Source organism: Obesumbacterium proteus (assembly GCF_001586165.1).
Taxonomy (GTDB): domain Bacteria; phylum Pseudomonadota; class Gammaproteobacteria; order Enterobacterales; family Enterobacteriaceae; genus Hafnia; species Hafnia protea.
The window spans coordinates 987,979-1,004,798 of record NZ_CP014608.1; the positions used below are offsets into that span (position 1 = coordinate 987,979).

The following is a 16,820-nucleotide window of genomic DNA, read 5'->3' on the forward strand; positions in this document are numbered from 1 at the left end:
AGGAATTGACGTTATCCTGCCGACCCACCGGTTTTATAACATCCTCCCGAAGGGGGATGAGGCGGGGAGGAGGGGCGGGGCGTAGTCAAAACTGTGATCCAAACCCGTTATCTTTCGCGTCACAGGCGTGTAAATTCAGCTCTGATTACCAAGATGTAGCCCATAAAATCGACAAAGGCTGTGCAATAAACTCGCAACTAAAGGATTAAGAATAGGAGCAAAAATGTTCCTATGTCGAGGGAAGCCGTGCTGAAATGCGGCTTCACGCCAGCAAGAGAAAAAGATGAAGCGCTAACCTAAACAGAGAATCAATGAAACCGTACTGAGTCATTTTCTCAGCAAAGATGTAAGAAGATGTGAGAAGTGTGATCGACTGCAATTTCCTGCTACCTAGTCGTCATGCTCTGTTGCATTAATCGGTGTGATATCCCAAGTTAAACAGGACTAATTAATTACGAAGCGCGAAATAATTAAGCAATATTTAAAACGTATATTGCTGTGGTTTGCTTTGGGCTTTCTTTGTGGGACTTTACCATGCTCATTCCGTCGAAATTAAGTCGCCCTGTGCGGCTACAAAATACGGTGGTACGCGAACGGTTATTAACCAAGCTTGCGTCAGCCGGTAACTACCGTCTGGTGCTGGTTAATGGGCCTGCGGGTTATGGTAAAACCACGCTATTAGCGCAGTGGGCAGAGGAAAATGCACATTTAGGTTGGTTCTCTTTAGATGAGAGCGATAACCAGCCCGAGCGTTTTGCCAGCTATCTGATTGCGGCATTGCAACAGGCTACCGGCGGACATTGCAGCAAAAGCGAAGCAATGAGCCAAAAGCATCAGTACGCCACGCTGTCTGCGCTATTTGCTCAGCTTTTTATTGAGCTTTCTGACTGGTCTGCACCATTGTGTTTGGTTATTGATGATTATCATCTGATCACTAATGCGCAAATCCATGAGGCGATGCGCTTTTTCCTGCGCCATCAGCCAGATAATCTCACCGTCATTTTATTGTCACGCACGCTCCCACCGCTGGGCATCGCCAATTTACGCGTGCGCGAGCAGCTTTTGGAAGTGGGTACTAAGCAGCTGGCTTTTACCCATCAAGAAGCGTCACAGTTTTTCAATCACCGTTTGAAATCACCGATGGCAGAGACTGAAAGCCATCAGCTGTGCGATGAGGTTGAAGGCTGGCCGACGGCGCTACAGCTGATTGCGCTTTCTGTGCGCCAATCAACAACCACGGCGCAGGAGTCGGCGCGGCGCTTAGCAAAGATCAACGCTAGCCATCTTTCGGATTATTTGGTGGATGAAGTGCTCGATCGCGTTGATGCGACGACGCGTAACTTTTTGCTGCGCTGCTCAGTGCTGCGTTCGATGAATGATGTGTTGTTGACTCGCTTAACCGGTGAAGATAACGGCCAACAGCAGTTGGAAGAGCTTGAGCGGCAGGGGTTGTTTATTCATCGAATGGACGCTGACGGTGAATGGTTTTGCTTCCATCCCTTATTTGCCAACTTTTTACGTCAACGTTGCCAATGGGAGCTGGCGGCAGATTTGCCCGATCTTCATCGCCGAGCGGCGCAGGGTTGGCTCGATCAGGGATTTCCCGCCGAGGCAATTCATCATGCATTAGCCGCAGGTGACGTCGAGATGCTGCGCGATGTATTACTCCAGCATGCGTGGGAGTTGTTCCATCAAAGCGAGCTTTCGTTGCTGGAAGAGTGCTTAAAAGCCCTGCCGTATGAAAAACTGATTCAGAACCCGCGCTTAGCTCTGCTACAAGCGTGGCTGGCACAGAGCCAGCATCGTTACAGCGAGGTGAATACTCTGCTGGAGCGCGCTGAGCATGAAATGCATGTGCAGAAAATTGAAATAGATGGCGTGATGTTGGCCGAGTTTGATGCGCTGCGGGCGCAGGTGGCGATCAACGATGGTCGCCCTGACGATGCCGAACGGCTGGCCGTGGAAGCGTTAAAACATTTGCCGATCAGCAGCTATTACAGCCGTATTGTTACTAGCTCGGTGATGGGTGAAGTCCACCACTGCAAAGGTGATTTAGCCCGTGCGTTGCCGATGATGCAACAAACGGAGCAGGTTGCGCGCCGCCATCAGGCCTACCATTACGCACTGTGGGCGATGCTACAACAAAGCGAAATCCTCATTGCGCAGGGCTTTTTACAAGCGGCCTATGAGACTCAAGACAAAGCTTTTGAGCTGATCCATGAACAGCATTTAGAACAGCTGTCGATGCATGAATTCCTGCTGCGTATTCGTTCGCAGGTTTTGTGGTCGTGGATGCGTTTAGACGAGGCAGAAGAAGCAGCCCGTAAGGGTCTAGACGTGTTGGCGAACTACGAGCCGCAGCAGCAGCTACAATGCTTGGCGATGTTAGCCAAGTGCTCGTTGGCGCGTGGCGATTTGGACAACGCCAACCAATATTTGCGGCGTTGTGAGAACTTATTGCAGTCTGGCCGCTACCATCGAGACTGGCAAACCAATACCGATAAGCCGCGGGTGATTGCGTGGCAGATGACCGGCGACCGCGCTGCCGCTACCCAGTGGCTGATGCAGGCGGAAAAACCATCGCGGGCCGATAACCATTTTCTACAAGGGCAGTGGCGCAACATTGCGCGAGTTCAAATTCTGCTGGGGCGCTATGAAGAAGCCGAAGTGGTGCTTGATGAGCTAAACGAAGAGGCAAGGCGTTTGCGTTTAGTGAGCGATCTCAATCGTAATCTGCTGCTGTGTAATTTGCTGTATTGGAGCACCGATCGCAAAAGCGAAGCTCTGCGCGTATTGATTGAAGCGCTAAGTTTGGCTAATCGTACCGGTTTTGTCAGTCATTTCGTGGTTGAGGGCGAAGTGATGGCGCAGCAGCTACGCCAGCTGTTGCAGCTCAATACGCTGCCAGAGCTGGATCAGCACCGCGCTCAGCGCATTCTGCGTGATATCAACCAGCATCATCGGCATAAGTTTGCGCATTTTGATGAGAGCTTTGTTGAGCGCCTGCTCAATCACCCTCAGGTGCCGGAGCTTATTCGTACCAGCCCGTTAACGCAGCGAGAATGGCAGGTTCTGGGGCTGATTTATTCTGGCTATAGCAATGAACAAATCGCCGGTGAGCTCGACGTTGCCGCAACAACCATTAAAACCCATATTCGTAATTTATATCAAAAGCTCGGCGTTGCGCATCGCCAAGAGGCAGTTCAACAGGCGCAAAATATTATGAAAATGATGGGGTATGGCGTGTAGTTAACGCCATCTAACCTTCCCATTTGTAGGGAAGGTTAGCGAGGGCTACAGGAGATAGGCTAGACTTATCGACTCATGGCCGTGATAGGCACTTCTGCATCTGGCTCATGGGTAATTCGGTTACGCAAATCGCGGCGAATCAGCTCAATCGACCAGAACCAAAAGAGATGCCCTAATATTTCAGAGATATATTCATCAACGGGCAGCTGTGACAGCGGCGGTGTGAGCCCCAGCAATGGGAAACTAATGCCGTGAACCGCAATCGTTGAAATAATCCCCGCCATCAGTCCTTGCCACATTTTCACCTTTGGAAAACGTTCTGCCACGATGCAATAGCCGATGGCAAATACCAATGAGAAGATAATGTGAGTCACCATCACCGGATTAATAATATGTTCAGAGAACGTATACACCGTGGTGGTTGGATCGATGCCAAGATAATCACGTAAAAATAGATAGGGCGGATTAAACTCAGCGCGGCCATCGGTAATGGTTCGCGGCGGTAGGGGAACTTCAGCCCCCCATTTTACAAACGCCGACATAATCCCTGCGGCGAAGCCGACTAACGCAGCTACGCCATAGCGGCGGCGTGCTGGGTTACTTTGTACAAATAACGCGTTAATTGTCATGGTAGCCTTCTATAGATATCAAAGAATTACTTCTGCCCGTAATAAGCATTCGGCCCATGTTTGCGGCTGAAGTGCTTATCCATCAGATACCCGTCAATGTGGCGTAGCCGTGGGTTAATACCACAGGCAATCCACGCCATTTTTGCCACCTCTTCCATCACGACGGCGTTATGCACCGCATCGACGGCATCTTTGCCCCATGAGAATGGCCCATGCTGATACACCACGATCCCAGGCGTATGCAGTGGATTAGTATCGCCCAGCGTTTCCACAATCACTTTGCCGGTGTTGAGCTCATATTCTCCAGCGACTTCAGCGGCGGTTAGGGCGCGAGTGCAGGGGATATCACCAAAGAAATAGTCTGCATGGGTAGTGCCAAGCGCGGGAATGGATAACCCTGCCTGCGCCCATGCGGTGGCGTGAGTGGAATGGGTGTGCACAATGCCGCCGAGGTGTGGATAGCGGCGGTAGAGTTCAAGGTGCGTCGGCGTATCGGAGGAGGGACGATAGCGGCCTTCGACGATATTGCCCTGAAGGTCTACCACCACCATGTCTTCAGCCTGCATGGTTTCATACGGCACGCCGCTTGGCTTGATAACCACCAAACCGCGCTCGCGATCGACAGCGCTGACGTTGCCCCATGTGAACGTGACCAGACCGTAATGAGGGAGGGCCATATTAGCGTCAAAAACCTGCTGTTTGAGCTGCTGCATTAGATTGTCTCCTCCACCTTAAGTCCTGCGTTGGTCATACGCTGTTTCACCCAGTCGCGTGCGGCCTTAACTTCTTTAACCGGATCGGCAGCCGTTTCGCTCCACATTTCAATTAGATAAGGGCCACAGTAGCCGGTTTCTTTGAGGGTGGTAAAACAGCGCTCAAAATCAACGACCCCGGTACCAAACGGCACGTTTTTGAATACGCCCGGCTGAGTATCTTTGACATGAACCGCCACAATGTGGCCGCTTCCAGCCTGTAACTCCATTTGCACATCGTTATCCCACGCGGAGAGATTGCCGATGTCTGGATAGAGCTGGAACCAAGGATTATTCAGATAATGGGCATAGCCCATGGCTTTGCTGATTGAATTCATCAGCGGGTAGTCCATGATTTCCATGGCCAACGTGACCTGAGCACGGCTAGCCATTTCGACCGACTGTTTCAATCCATCGCGGAAACGTTCGCGGGTGGCGTTGTTGGCTTCTTGATAGTAAACGTCGTAGCCCGCGAGCTGGATCACCCGAATGCCGACGTCTTGTGCGAAGAGAATAGCTTTACGCATGATTTCTAAGCCCTGAGCACGAACGCTGTCGTCTTCAGAGCCCAAAGGAAAACGGCGATGCGCGCTTAGGCACATCGAGGGTACGCGCACGCCGGTTTGGGCAATGGCATTCACCAGTGCCAAACGTTGTTCACGACCCCAGTCAAGCCGTGCCAGACGTGCATCGCTTTCATCAACTGACATTTCGACAAAATCGAAACCGAGTTCGGCTGCCAACTGCAATCGAGGCAGCCAGTCTTCTCCCGCAGGGAGCGCTTTTTCGTAAATTCCGAGAGGAACGGCTTTCTGGAGCATGATATTTACCTTAGCCCCACAGCTGGGCGATAGAACGTTTGAATTGGCGAGCCGCTTCAACTGGGCTTGCGGCATCGCGAATGCTACGGCCAGCGATAAATACGTGAATTGGAATGCCTTTAAACAGCGGCAAATCTTCTAACGCCAATCCGCCGGTGACGGTGACTTTAAAGCCCATATCGGCGAGGCGGCGGATAGCGGAAATATCGGCTTCGCTCCATGCAACGCCAGCGGCCTGCGCATCACGGCTGCGGTGATAAACCACCTGCTGAATGCCTGCGGTACGCCACTCTGCGGCTTGTTCCCACGTCCAAAAACCAGTCAGCTCAATTTGCACATCGCCGTTAAACTCTTTTGCGGTGTCGAGTGCACCCTTGGCGGTGTTGATATCTGCGCAGCAAATAACGGTGACCCAATCTGCATTAGCTTCAAAACACATGCGCGAAAGAATTTTTCCTGCGTCGGCGATTTTGGCATCGGCCAGTACGATTTTGTGTGGATAGAGCGCTTTTAGGTCGCGAACGGCGCGCACGCCTTCACCGACGCAAAGGATTGTGCCGACTTCAATAATATCGACCTCTTCGGCAATCAGACGGGTGGTTTTGTATGCGTCGTCTAAGGTTTGGTTATCTAAAGCAACTTGCAGCATCGGTAATGAATGAGACATTTTTCTACTCCAAAAGTCAGTTTTTGGCATGATCTTCCCCAGCCTCCCGTTTTAAGGGAGGAGCAAATTTGTACATTGCATTCCCTCCCCACTTCAGGGGAGGGCTAGGGCGAAAGGTAAGCGTTAGGCCTGTGCGGCGTTGGTCTGATCGATCAGATCTAAAACATCCTGTTCGGTGCGGCACGCACGTAGACGATCAAAGTTTGCTTCGTCTTCGAATAGGTTAACGATCTGCATGATCCCCACCTCTTGGTGAGTGTTGGCATCAACGGCAGCCATAGTGATCAGGATATCGACGGGATCGTTATCTTCATGATTAAACGAAAGCGGCGTTTTTAGCGTGACTAGCGAGAACCCTGTTTTCTTCACCCCCTCTTCCGGCCTGCCGTGCGGCATTGCTAAGCCGGGGCACAGCACGAAATAAGGCCCGAAGCGCTCAACGCCATCCAAAATGGCTTGATAGTAACGCGGCTCGACGACGTCGGCCTGAACCAGCAGATCGACTCCGATTTTTACCGCTTCCTGCCAAGTGTTTGCTTCGGCCTGCAAACGAATGGAGTGGTTTTGTGCCAGTGAATCGCGCAGTTTCATATCCGCTCCTATTACTTAATATCTTTAGGGAAGTGCGCTTTAATCACATCCATCAGCTTGGGACCGAAGTCGGCGGCAGAAAGCATATTGCGTACGCCAACCACGTATTTATTGCCCGTAACCGTAATTTCATCGGCGACATGGGTTGATGCAATGATGATGTCAGCACCGCTGAGTTCCGATTTATATTCGCCAACGGCGCAGCTGTTAACGCTGTGGTCGATATTTTGCTGCGTTAGAAACTGGTCAACTTTCATTTTCATAATCATGGAACTGCCTTGCCCACAACCGCATACCGCGAGGATTCGTACTGTCATGATTCGTGCTCCAGTTAATTAATTTGTAGAAGATTCGTTGAGTGCTATTTTTTCGGCGTCTTCTTCGGCTCGCAGAGTACGGCTAGCGAAGAACATATAAATCAGTGCAATAACGATAATAATGCCCATAAACCACAGACCAAGGGTGAACCCTTGCATAATCGGTGGTGCCAGAATTGACCAGTCAGCCATTCCCATCCATGCGCTGAGCCCGGTGAGTTTTATCGCCCATACGCAGCCAAAGATTTCAATCATGCCCATCAGCAGGCAGATTTTCAGCGCTGCTCGCCAGCCACCATAGTGGTTAGCAAATACGCCGATGGTTGCGTTTGAGAAGAACATCGGGATGAATCCCGGAATGATCATGATTGAAGAACCGATTCCAACCAAAACACCCACGGCGATGAGTTGTCCGATGGTGCCCCACATGAATCCCCAAACTACGGCGTTAGGCGCAAAGCTGTAGATGGCCGCACAGTCGATTGCCAGTACAGCTCCTGGGATCAGGCGCTGAGAAATCCCGTTGAAGGCTTCAGAGAGTTCGGCTACGAACATACGCACGCCTTGGATGATGATGAAAATGGCGACGGCGAATTGGAAGCCAGTTTGTAGGATATAAATCGTCCAGTGGGTTTTTCCTGCCATTTTTTGTACGGTATCAATCCCAAAGGAGCACAGGATTGCGCCGAAGAAAATGGTCATGACGATGGCGGTGGACACAATATTGTCGTGGAAGATGTTGAGCCAGCCGGGGAGTTTTAACTCTTCAACACTCTCTTCTTTCTTTCCCAGATAAGGTGCGATTTTACAGGCTACCCATGCGGCAAACTGCTGCTGGTGGCCGATTGAAAACCCGCATCCCTCGGTAACATCCTGCGTGGGTTTGAACATCATATTGGAGGTTATACCCCAATAGAGAGACACCAGAATTGCGGTGCAGATGATGGTTGTCCACATCGGGTAGCCGAAGATATAGAAAAATACGGCAATTAGACCCGCCTGCTGAAACATGATGTGGCCAGTGAGCATAATGGTGCGGATGCCGGTCACGCGGCGGAAAAGTACGTAGAGAATGTTAAGCGCTAGAGCGAGAAGCACGGCGTAGCCGACCCAGCTATACGCATCTCCCATACGTTCGACGGTCGCCATCATTGCTGCATAAGTATCTGAGATGGCGCCGTTGATGCCATAGACTTCGGATAATTTGGCAACAACAGGTTTAAATGTGCCTGTCAGGATCCCCGAACCGGCTTGCAGCAGCATGAAACCAATGATGGTTTTAATGGTGCCTTTGATAATGACCGTTGCACTCTTGCGTAATAGCAAATATCCCAAACATGTCACGATACCCAGTAGTAGTGGGGCGTTGGTCATGACCTGATTAAAAAATATGGTGAAGATGTTGTAGAGGGTTTCCATAAAGCACTCCGCTCGGCTTTTGGCTTTCATTCCTGCCGTGTTTTTCTTTCTTGTGTCACAGACAGGTTCTGTTTTGTACAAAATCACTCTAGCAATCACAAAGAATCACTTAAAGATTTAATTTGATTATTTGTGATTTGTATCTCAACTTGAATTGTGTGGATATAAAATAAAAGATGAAAAGTAACGATGTGTTTATTTTTACCATTTAAAACAGAATATTACCTATTCACTAGGCGAATTTTAGTGTTTGTGATTGTTTTTAGTGATGGTTTTTATGTGAACTAAATCATAAAAAATTTGCTTTTGCTCAGTCACGTAATCGTGGTAGATTTTTCACAACAAATCATATTTAATCTTTTTGTGATTTATATTGATTAATTAGCGCGAAGGTAACGCTATTTACTTATCGCAGACGTGAATATTATGAGGGGCATACCATGAGTAAGATTGAAAGCATCAGCCGTGAGTCTTGGATCCTGAGCACATTCCCTGAGTGGGGTTCTTGGCTAAACGAAGAAATCGAACAAGAGAACGTTGCTCCTGGGACTTTTGCGATGTGGTGGCTAGGCTGCACAGGCATTTGGCTGAAATCCGAAGGTGGTGCCAATATCTGCGTCGATTTCTGGTGCGGCACTGGGAAACAGAGTCACGGTAACCCGCTGATGAAAGATGGTCATCAGATGCAGCGCATGGCTGGGGTGAAAAAACTACAGCCTAACCTGCGCACTACGCCGTTTGTGCTGGATCCTTTTGCAATTCGCCAGATTGATGCGGTGCTTTCTACTCACGATCATAACGACCACATTGACGTTAACGTCGCCGCTGCGGTAATGCAAAACTGCGACAGCAGCGTGCCGTTTATTGGCCCGCAGACCTGTGTGGATTTATGGATTGGCTGGGGCGTGCCGCGTGAACGCTGTATCGTCATGAAGCCGGGTGATGTGGTGAAAATCAAAGATGTTGAGATCCATGCGCTCGATGCCTTTGACCGCACGGCGCTAATTACGCTGCCAGCGAATGAACAAGCCGCAGGTGTTTTACCAGATGGTATGGATAAACGCGCTGTGAACTATCTATTTAAAACACCTGGCGGAAACCTATATCACAGCGGTGATTCACATTATTCTAACTACTATGCCAAACACGGTAATGAGCATAAAATTGATGTGGCGTTAGGATCGTATGGAGAAAATCCGCGAGGTATTACGGATAAAATGACCAGCTCTGATATTCTGCGTATGGCTGAGTCGCTTAAAACTCAGGTGGTTATTCCTTTCCACCATGATATCTGGTCAAACTTCCAAGCCGATCCACAGGAAATTCGTGTGCTGTGGGAGATGAAGAAAGATCGCTTGAAATATGGCTTTAAGCCGTTTATTTGGCAGGTAGGAGGCAAGTTTACCTATCCGTTGGATAAGGATAATTTTGAGTATCATTATCCGCGTGGGTTTGATGATTGCTTCACCATTGAGCCGGACTTGCCGTTCAAATCATTCTTATAGTTATCAGTATAATATCGGTATCTCAAGCCGGGCTATATGCTCGGCTTTTGTGTTTTTAAGCGTGTTATTTTTGATCGTTTTCAAATATAATCACCAAATAATCATTTATGCGCTGGAATTAATCATGACTGAATCGCAAAGACACCAGACTTTACTGGAAATGCTGCAACAAACGGGGTTTGTTACCGTTGAGCAGGTGATTGATCGCCTTCAGGTTTCACCTGCAACGGCGCGTCGTGACATTAATAAGCTCGGCGACAGCGGCAAACTGAAAAAAGTTCGCAACGGCGCAGAAGCCGTAAGCCAAAACCGTGTGGCTTGGACGCCGATGAACATTCATCAAGCACAGAATCATGAAGAAAAGGTACGCATTGCGCGTGCGGCTTCACAGCTGGTTCAGCCCGGCGAAAGTATCGTGATTAATTGTGGATCGACGGCCTTTACGCTGGGGCGCGAAATCTGTGGTAAAGACACTCAGGTGATCACCAACTATCTGCCATTGGCCAATTTTTTGATTGAGCAGGAGCACGATAGCGTTGTCATCATGGGCGGCCAATATAACCGTAGTCAGGCGATTACGCTGGCACCACAGGAGGGAGAATCTTCTCTTTATGCGGGACATTGGATGTTTACCAGCGGCAAGGGGCTGACCGCCGAAGGCCTGTATAAAACCGATATGCTCACGGCGATGGCCGAGCAGAAGATGTTGAACTATGTGGGAAAATTGGTGGTATTAGCCGACAGCAGCAAAGTAGGCCAGCGTGCAGGCATGCTGTTTAGTCGCGCAGAGCAGATTGATATTGTGATTACTGGCAAAGATGCCGATGAGAAAGTGATTGAACAACTGAAAGCGCAGGGCGTTGAGGTGATTTTGGTTTAAGTCGTACCCTATTTTAAAAGCCCTGCTTCTTAGCAATAAGAGCAGGGCTTTACTATTAGCAGCGGCTAATATTAGTAGTAAGAGTGCTCGCCACGCTCATGTTCAGTGAGGTCACGCACGCCCTTGAGTTCAGGGAATTTCTGCAGCAGCTCTTTTTCGATGCCTTCTTTCAGCGTGTAATCGACCATAGAACAACCGTTACAACCGCCACCGAATTGCAGAATCGCAATACCTTCTTCGGTAATTTCCATCAGCGTCACTTTGCCGCCGTGGCCAGCCAGCTGTGGGTTGATCTGCGATTGCAGCACGTATTCAACGCGTTCGATCAACGGTGCATCGTCATCCACTTTGCGTATTTTGGCATTCGGCGCTTTCAGCGTTAGCTGAGAGCCCAACTGGTCAGTCACAAAATCGATTTCCGCGTCTTCCAGATACGGCGCGCTCACGTCGTCAACATAGGCCGATAATTTCTCGAAATCGAGTTTGGTATCGTTCGCTTCTACCGCATCCGGTGGGCAATAAGACACGCCGCATTCAGCGGTTGGAGTGCCTGGATTGATAACGAAAACACGGATTTGGGTGCCTGCTTCTTGGTTTGCCAGCAGCTTGGCAAAGTGCTCTTGGGCAGCTTCGGTAATACGGATCATGGCATTTGCTCAATAGTTGACTTATCTGGTTGGTTATAATACGCCGATTGCAAAGTGCTCACAAGGTTCTACAAAGGCATACAACTTGTATGGATTTAGCACCTTGGGCGAGGAGAAGGCGGCTAACTTCACCAATCGTGCTACCGGTGGTAAGCACGTCATCGACCACTAAAACATGTTTTCCGCTCAGATTTTGTTGGCAGCTGAATGCATTGCGTAAATTACGCCGCCGTTGGATCGCATTGAGGCTCTGCTGTGGTTTGGTTTTCCGCGTGCGTGTAATGACATCGGGGAAATAGGCGCACCCTAGCCATCGGGCTAGAGGGCGAGCTAAGCGGTCGCTTTGGTTGAATCCTCGTCGCCATTGGCGTTGATGATGCAAAGGGATCACGGTGATAAGATCGGGTTTTGGCAGTTGCCGAGTACGGCGGGCGTACAGATAACTCAACATCATCAGGCGCGAGAGTGCCGATGCGATTTGCCATTTGCCCTGATATTTTAGACGATGCACTAACTGACTGAGCGGTGGCTGATAATCACTAACAAATATAAGCTGCTGCCAATAAGGTGCTTTTTGTATGCAGCGGCCACAGGCTTGCGTGGTGTGCTCGCTGGGTAGGCCGCAGCAGGGGCAAACTCGAGGCTTTAGCAGACAGGCAGCAGAACAAAAGCTACAGATCCCTTGTGTAGGCATGACGAGCGGGAGCTGGCAAATCCAGCAATGTGCGCTGAGGTTAAACATATTTCTCCTCCTGAGATGATACTCAACAGACGGACAATAACTGATGAATAAGCTTTATTGGCATACCAGCGGCGAAGGCGATCGCGATCTTGTGTTGTTGCACGGATGGGGATTGAACGCAGAGGTATGGCGTTGCATTTTGCCGCGATTGAGCACGCAGTTTCGTGTGCACCTCATCGACTTGCCGGGCTATGGACGCAGCCAAGGATTTGGCGCTTTAACGCTGGAGCAAATGAGCGATATCGTGATGCAGCAGGCGCCTGACAATGCGGTTTGGCTCGGTTGGTCGATGGGGGGCTTGGTCGCCAGTGATATTGCACTGCGTTACCCAGAACGTGTTGCCGCGCTGGTGACCGTATCGTCTTCGCCATGTTTCACCGCCCAAGGCGAGTGGCCGGGTATAAAAAGCGAAGTGTTAAGCGGATTTCAGCGCCAACTGAGTGAAGATTTCAAACGCACCGTAGAGCGCTTTTTAGCTCTGCAAACCTTAGGTACTGAAAGCGCTCGACAGGATGCGCGAATTTTAAAAGACGTCGTCCTGACTCAGCCGATGTCTTCTGTGGAGGTATTAAACGGTGGACTAGATATCCTGCGCTCCGTGGATTTACGTGAGCAAATGGCTGATTTGAACATGCCGTTGCTGCGTATTTACGGTTATTTGGATGGATTGGTGCCGCGCAAGGTTGCTGCGCTGCTCGATGAATCTTGCCCGAATAGCGAATCTGTCGTTATTCAGAAATCGGCGCATGCGCCGTTTGTGTCACATCCGGGGGAGTTTTGTGGGGTAGTGGAGAGTTGGGTTCAAGAAGTTGGGAAGGTATAAGATTTTGGGCGCTTTTATGAGAACGGTGAAGGTTTTCATATTAGAGCGGTGAAGGTTTTCGTCCGCCCATTAGCAAATATGACCTATGAAACCGCTGGCGTAGGCGTCCGACGAGAGGTTGCCAGCGCGCAACCTCTCGACTCTCGCGCTTTTTACCGAGCCGTATGTCCGACCGGTTTCGGAGCGTACATCCTGTACGCCCTCAACCTGCCACCAGCATCCCTGCTGGCGGCTCTAAAATGCATTCTTTCAACATAAAAAAGACAAAAGACATTTTTGTCTTCTTATCTTTTTATTTTATTTCTCTATTTTTCTTTTAATTGTTTAAGTCTTGGTAGGGAGAGCCGCCGGTACAGGGATGTTCCGGCGGAGTTTGGGGCGCCCTGGATGGGCGATACCAAACCGTAGCGAAGATGGCGTCACGGATAAAAAGCGCGAGGATTGAAGGGGCGCGCGCTGGCGCCCCTCATCGGACGCCTTCGACTTAGTATGTATGTGGATGCCGTTGCTGATAGGCGACCGAAACCTTACATCGTGAGATCATAGATATTTGGTGATGCACTGCAGTTACAAAAGGCTATACGAGCCTCAGTAATCAATGAACACTCTTCGCCTTATACACCACTGTCTCACAGTTCTTACTGGTTTCAGGGCAGCCTTTGCAGCTGCCGCTGACACAACCGTTGTCGATATCGTCGACCTTTTCCACACAACCCATTTGCTCTAAGCGTTGTAGCATCGCCAGCACCATAGCTGGCGATCCATTGACTTCGCGGCAGAGCTGGTTGAGTTCGATACGGCCATGTAGGGCCACCGTATCGCGTACTTTTAACAGGCTTGCCATATTTGGTCCTCTTAGCTCAATGACGCGTAGCTGCCACTAGTGGCAGCTGCCTTTGCCAGTATCGCAGCAGCATTCGCTGGCCGGATCATTGACTAAGCGTACCGTCACACGGTCGCGTGAGCGGCGTAGTGCAACTAACACCAGCGCATTGAATATCACCACCGCAGCAATCGTGATTGAACTGTACTGCGGATGAGAGGCGAAATTAGCCACCTGATAGAAGACGGCTGCCAATGAGTAGGCTACGTTGAGGCCCCAGAGAATGGAGAAGGTCATCCAGCCACGGCTGCTTTCACGCGCAATTGCACCCATTACCGATACACAAGGCACATACAACAGCACGAAGATCAGATAAGCATAGGCGGCGCTGGCGCTGCCGAATTTGCTGCCCATCACGCCCATGGAGCCAGATTCCATTTCACCGTCGCCTTTGCTGGCTTCAATTGGGTTAGCAAATACGCTTAGGCTGAAGGTGTCTTTCAGGCTCTGCCAAGTTTCGCTAACGGCACCTTCAAGTCCGCCAATCAAGCTGTATGCGGCAGGGTCAAACTCTTCCTCATGGATTTGTTCAGCGGTATACAGGGTATTCAACGTACCCACGACCACTTCTTTCGCCATTGCGCCGGTGACTAAACCGACGGTGGCCTGCCAGTTGTCGCTATGCACGCCAATCGGTTTCAGCAACGGCGTCATCACTTTACTCACGGAAGCCAGCGCCGAGTCGTTGATGCTATCAACGGCTTTACCGCTAAAGGAGAAGCTATTGAGTGCGCCAATGAAGATACTGACGATGATGATGACTTTACCGGCGCGCATCACGAAGCCTTTCAGGCGCTGCCAAGTTTGCAGTAGCAGGCTTTTCAGGTGTGGTACGTGATAAACCGGCAGTTCCATCACGAACGGCGAGGCTTCGCCACGCATGATCGTGTGTTTGAGCATCAGTCCGGTCAGAATCGCCATCACGATACCGAGCATATACAGCGAGAAGACGACCAGTGCGCCGCCCTGACCAAAGAATGCGGCAGAGAAGACGGCAAAGATGGCCAAGCGTGCCCCGCAGGACATGAACGGCGCCATCAATACGGTGATTAAACGTTCACGAGGCGCATCCAGAGTACGAGCACCCATAACGGAAGGCACGTTGCAGCCGAAGCCAACGATTAACGGCACGAATGATTTACCCGGTAAGCCCAACGCCTGCATCATGCGGTCAACCACGAAGGCGGCACGCGCCATGTAACCGGAATCCTCAAGGAAGGAGAGGAATAGGTACATCATGCCGATTTGTGGCACGAGCGGCAGCACGGTGTTAATACCGCCACCGATCCCTTGTGCAAGGAAAATGGTTAGCCATTCTGGGAAGTGCAAGGTGTAGCCAACCCATTGCAAACCCTGAATAAAGATGGTTGATGAACCCACATCAAACAGCGGCTGAAGTGCGCCACCGATGTTGATCGCCAGAACGAACATCACATACATCACCAGCAGAAAAATAGGTATTCCCAGCCAGCGGTTAAGAATGATGCGGTCCAGTTTTTCCGTCAAAATATTCGGCAGTGCGGTGGCCGTGTTGCTCACAGAATCACAGATGTCGGTGATACTTTTATAGCGTGAGTCAGCAATGATCAGCGCCGGATCTTCGTTAAGGGTACGCTTTAGCGTTTCCTGAACTTCTGGCAGGATTTTCAACGCATTGCTGGCGCGAGTGGAGCTATAGATATCCCCTTCGAGCAGTTGCAGCGCTAACCAGCGACGTTGCTGAACGGCAAGCGTATCCGGCATGGCCTGAGACAGACGATCAACCTGACCCAACAGCAGCGGCGGGTATTCAACCAATGCTTCAACGGCGCAGGTAGGAGGCAAATCAATGGCTTTTTTCAGCTCAGCAATACCGTTGGCACGCGTCGATACTAAAGGAATGACCGGGCAACCAAGGCGCTTGGACAGCGCATCGATATCAATATCAATTTTCTGGCTGCGAGCAATATCCAGCATATTCAGTGCGATGATGCATGGAATACCCAGCTCAAGCAGCTGCAGTGTCAGATAGAGGTTGCGCTCTAGGTTAGATGCATCAACCACGTTGATGATTAAATCAGCGTCGCCGCTCAGGATATAGTGGCAAGCAATCTGCTCGTCCAGCGACGTTTGCTCAGAAATCGTGGTCAGGGAGTAAGTCCCTGGTAGATCCACCAGTTTGACCTGATTTTCTAGGGTAGAAAAATGGCCTTCCTTGCGCTCCACGGTGACGCCAGCCCAGTTACCTACGCGCTGGCGAGCGCCCGTAAGCTGGTTGAACAACGTGGTTTTTCCCGAGTTGGGGTTACCAATTAACCCGATGGTGAGCTGTTTCATAATCCAACATTGTATGAGAAGAGTTTGTAGTCGACGACAAGGCCACAGGCCGTAATGTCGCCATCCCTAAAAATGGCTGCGGGTAAAAAGTCAGCAGCAAAATGAATCGTTTTGTTATGCGCCGTTGGCGGTGATCTGTGAGGCAATGACGTTAGCCTGATTGGCGTCCACCTGAGCGATTGGCTCAATCATCAATAACTCCAGATCTTTTTTACGCAGCACAAGGCTGACGCGACGAGATTTCACTTCAATGGGATCGCCTAGCGGTGCAATACGTACCACGCTAAATGGAGAACCAGGCAAAAAACCCAGAGAAAGTAATTTCTGACGATAGGCAGGGCTAATTAAAGGCGAGAAGCCAATGATTTTATATTGGTGGCCCGGAAGAAGCTGATGCATAAAAAACCTTCTTACATTCGGTAATTTGCTACGAGGAAACACTCGGGTCTGAAGCTTATAGGTCAGACAGGAGAACCGGATTATCTTTATCCTTGGCGATAGCGCCGTGCATTCTAGATAGGTGATGCAAGTTGGCAACGGAGAATGCGTAAAATAATAATATTGAGAATTATTATTATA

The 16,820-nt window shown here is 50.1% G+C and carries 16 protein-coding genes; 4 read left to right on the top strand and 12 right to left on the bottom strand.

The window, feature by feature from the left end; all coding sequences use genetic code 11:
- Positions 1–534 precede the first annotated feature (534 nt).
- On the top strand, positions 535–3,249 hold the full coding sequence (gene malT, locus DSM2777_RS04705) for an HTH-type transcriptional regulator MalT (protein ID WP_061553302.1): 2,715 nt from the start codon (positions 535–537) through the stop codon (positions 3,247–3,249).
- Between the two features lie 65 nt (positions 3,250–3,314).
- On the opposite strand, the gene DSM2777_RS04710 is transcribed toward malT, so the two are convergent.
- From DSM2777_RS04710 to ulaA, 7 genes are all read right to left on the bottom strand, one after another.
- Complete coding sequence (locus DSM2777_RS04710; RefSeq protein WP_061553303.1) at positions 3,315–3,878, bottom strand: YagU family protein; 564 nt, start codon at positions 3,876–3,878, stop codon at positions 3,315–3,317.
- Positions 3,879–3,904: 26 nt separating this feature from the next.
- A complete protein-coding gene (locus DSM2777_RS04715) occupies positions 3,905–4,591 on the bottom strand; it encodes an L-ribulose-5-phosphate 4-epimerase (RefSeq protein WP_061553304.1) in 687 nt (228 codons plus the stop codon).
- On the bottom strand, positions 4,591–5,451 hold the full coding sequence (locus tag DSM2777_RS04720; RefSeq protein WP_061553305.1) for an L-ribulose-5-phosphate 3-epimerase: 861 nt from the start codon (positions 5,449–5,451) through the stop codon (positions 4,591–4,593). Before DSM2777_RS04720 ends, DSM2777_RS04715 begins: the two co-directional genes overlap by 1 nt.
- 10 nt (positions 5,452–5,461) lie before the next feature.
- Positions 5,462–6,118, bottom strand: a complete 657-nt coding sequence (locus DSM2777_RS04725; RefSeq protein ID WP_096388616.1) for a 3-keto-L-gulonate-6-phosphate decarboxylase UlaD — start codon at positions 6,116–6,118, stop codon at positions 5,462–5,464.
- 123 nt (positions 6,119–6,241) lie between these two features.
- A complete protein-coding gene (gene ulaC, locus DSM2777_RS04730) occupies positions 6,242–6,709 on the bottom strand; it encodes a PTS ascorbate transporter subunit IIA (RefSeq protein WP_025799335.1) in 468 nt (155 codons plus the stop codon).
- 11 nt (positions 6,710–6,720) lie between these two features.
- Positions 6,721–7,026: a PTS ascorbate transporter subunit IIB gene (gene ulaB / locus DSM2777_RS04735; protein ID WP_040047020.1), complete on the bottom strand. Its 306-nt coding sequence runs from the start codon at positions 7,024–7,026 to the stop codon at positions 6,721–6,723.
- A gap of 18 nt (positions 7,027–7,044) precedes the next feature.
- Positions 7,045–8,445, bottom strand: a complete 1,401-nt coding sequence (gene ulaA / locus DSM2777_RS04740) for a PTS ascorbate transporter subunit IIC (RefSeq protein ID WP_061553306.1) — start codon at positions 8,443–8,445, stop codon at positions 7,045–7,047.
- A 440-nt stretch (positions 8,446–8,885) separates the two neighbouring features.
- On the opposite strand from ulaA, the gene ulaG reads away from it, so the two are divergent.
- Both ulaG and ulaR read left to right on the top strand, forming a co-directional pair.
- Positions 8,886–9,950 carry an L-ascorbate 6-phosphate lactonase gene (ulaG, locus tag DSM2777_RS04745; RefSeq protein ID WP_061553307.1) on the top strand — a complete coding sequence of 355 codons (1,065 nt, stop codon included), beginning with the start codon at positions 8,886–8,888 and terminating at the stop codon, positions 9,948–9,950.
- A gap of 124 nt (positions 9,951–10,074) precedes the next feature.
- On the top strand, positions 10,075–10,830 hold the full coding sequence (ulaR, locus tag DSM2777_RS04750) for an HTH-type transcriptional regulator UlaR (protein ID WP_040047039.1): 756 nt from the start codon (positions 10,075–10,077) through the stop codon (positions 10,828–10,830).
- Between the two features lie 71 nt (positions 10,831–10,901).
- Here the strand turns inward: ulaR and nfuA are convergent, their stop codons facing one another.
- Together nfuA and gntX are read right to left on the bottom strand one after the other, a co-directional pair.
- The gene (nfuA, locus tag DSM2777_RS04755; protein ID WP_061553308.1) at positions 10,902–11,477 is read right to left on the bottom strand and encodes a Fe-S biogenesis protein NfuA; all 576 of its coding nucleotides are present in this window, start codon (positions 11,475–11,477) and stop codon (positions 10,902–10,904) included.
- A gap of 58 nt (positions 11,478–11,535) precedes the next feature.
- Positions 11,536–12,219 (bottom strand): DNA utilization protein GntX, encoded by a 684-nt coding sequence (gene gntX / locus DSM2777_RS04760; protein ID WP_061553309.1) that lies wholly within the window; start codon positions 12,217–12,219, stop codon positions 11,536–11,538.
- Between the two features lie 43 nt (positions 12,220–12,262).
- Here gntX and bioH point away from each other — a divergent pair, with 43 nt between their 5' ends.
- Entirely contained in the window at positions 12,263–13,042 is a 780-nt protein-coding gene (bioH, locus tag DSM2777_RS04765; protein ID WP_061553310.1) for a pimeloyl-ACP methyl ester esterase BioH, read from the top strand.
- Positions 13,043–13,637: 595 nt separating this feature from the next.
- Here the strand turns inward: bioH and DSM2777_RS04770 are convergent.
- From DSM2777_RS04770 to feoA, 3 genes are all read right to left on the bottom strand, one after another.
- Positions 13,638–13,886 carry a FeoC-like transcriptional regulator gene (locus DSM2777_RS04770; RefSeq protein WP_046459747.1) on the bottom strand — a complete coding sequence of 83 codons (249 nt, stop codon included), beginning with the start codon at positions 13,884–13,886 and terminating at the stop codon, positions 13,638–13,640.
- Between the two features lie 36 nt (positions 13,887–13,922).
- Positions 13,923–16,241, bottom strand: coding sequence for a Fe(2+) transporter permease subunit FeoB (feoB, locus tag DSM2777_RS04775; protein WP_061553311.1), 2,319 nt, complete (start codon positions 16,239–16,241; stop codon positions 13,923–13,925).
- Between the two features lie 114 nt (positions 16,242–16,355).
- Complete coding sequence (gene feoA, locus DSM2777_RS04780) at positions 16,356–16,640, bottom strand: ferrous iron transporter A (RefSeq protein WP_046459749.1); 285 nt, start codon at positions 16,638–16,640, stop codon at positions 16,356–16,358.
- Between the last annotated feature and the right edge of the window lie 180 nt (positions 16,641–16,820).

Coding starts and splice junctions, on each gene's coding strand:
- malT (WP_061553302.1), top strand. CDS start 535: ATGCTCATTCCGTCGAAATTAAGTCGCCCTGTGCGGCTACAAAATACG.
- DSM2777_RS04710 (WP_061553303.1), bottom strand. CDS start 3,878: ATGACAATTAACGCGTTATTTGTACAAAGTAACCCAGCACGCCGCCGC.
- DSM2777_RS04715 (WP_061553304.1), bottom strand. CDS start 4,591: ATGCAGCAGCTCAAACAGCAGGTTTTTGACGCTAATATGGCCCTCCCT.
- DSM2777_RS04720 (WP_061553305.1), bottom strand. CDS start 5,451: ATGCTCCAGAAAGCCGTTCCTCTCGGAATTTACGAAAAAGCGCTCCCT.
- DSM2777_RS04725 (WP_096388616.1), bottom strand. CDS start 6,118: ATGTCTCATTCATTACCGATGCTGCAAGTTGCTTTAGATAACCAAACC.
- ulaC (WP_025799335.1), bottom strand. CDS start 6,709: ATGAAACTGCGCGATTCACTGGCACAAAACCACTCCATTCGTTTGCAG.
- ulaB (WP_040047020.1), bottom strand. CDS start 7,026: ATGACAGTACGAATCCTCGCGGTATGCGGTTGTGGGCAAGGCAGTTCC.
- ulaA (WP_061553306.1), bottom strand. CDS start 8,445: ATGGAAACCCTCTACAACATCTTCACCATATTTTTTAATCAGGTCATG.
- ulaG (WP_061553307.1), top strand. CDS start 8,886: ATGAGTAAGATTGAAAGCATCAGCCGTGAGTCTTGGATCCTGAGCACA.
- ulaR (WP_040047039.1), top strand. CDS start 10,075: ATGACTGAATCGCAAAGACACCAGACTTTACTGGAAATGCTGCAACAA.
- nfuA (WP_061553308.1), bottom strand. CDS start 11,477: ATGATCCGTATTACCGAAGCTGCCCAAGAGCACTTTGCCAAGCTGCTG.
- gntX (WP_061553309.1), bottom strand. CDS start 12,219: ATGTTTAACCTCAGCGCACATTGCTGGATTTGCCAGCTCCCGCTCGTC.
- bioH (WP_061553310.1), top strand. CDS start 12,263: ATGAATAAGCTTTATTGGCATACCAGCGGCGAAGGCGATCGCGATCTT.
- DSM2777_RS04770 (WP_046459747.1), bottom strand. CDS start 13,886: ATGGCAAGCCTGTTAAAAGTACGCGATACGGTGGCCCTACATGGCCGT.
- feoB (WP_061553311.1), bottom strand. CDS start 16,241: ATGAAACAGCTCACCATCGGGTTAATTGGTAACCCCAACTCGGGAAAA.
- feoA (WP_046459749.1), bottom strand. CDS start 16,640: ATGCATCAGCTTCTTCCGGGCCACCAATATAAAATCATTGGCTTCTCG.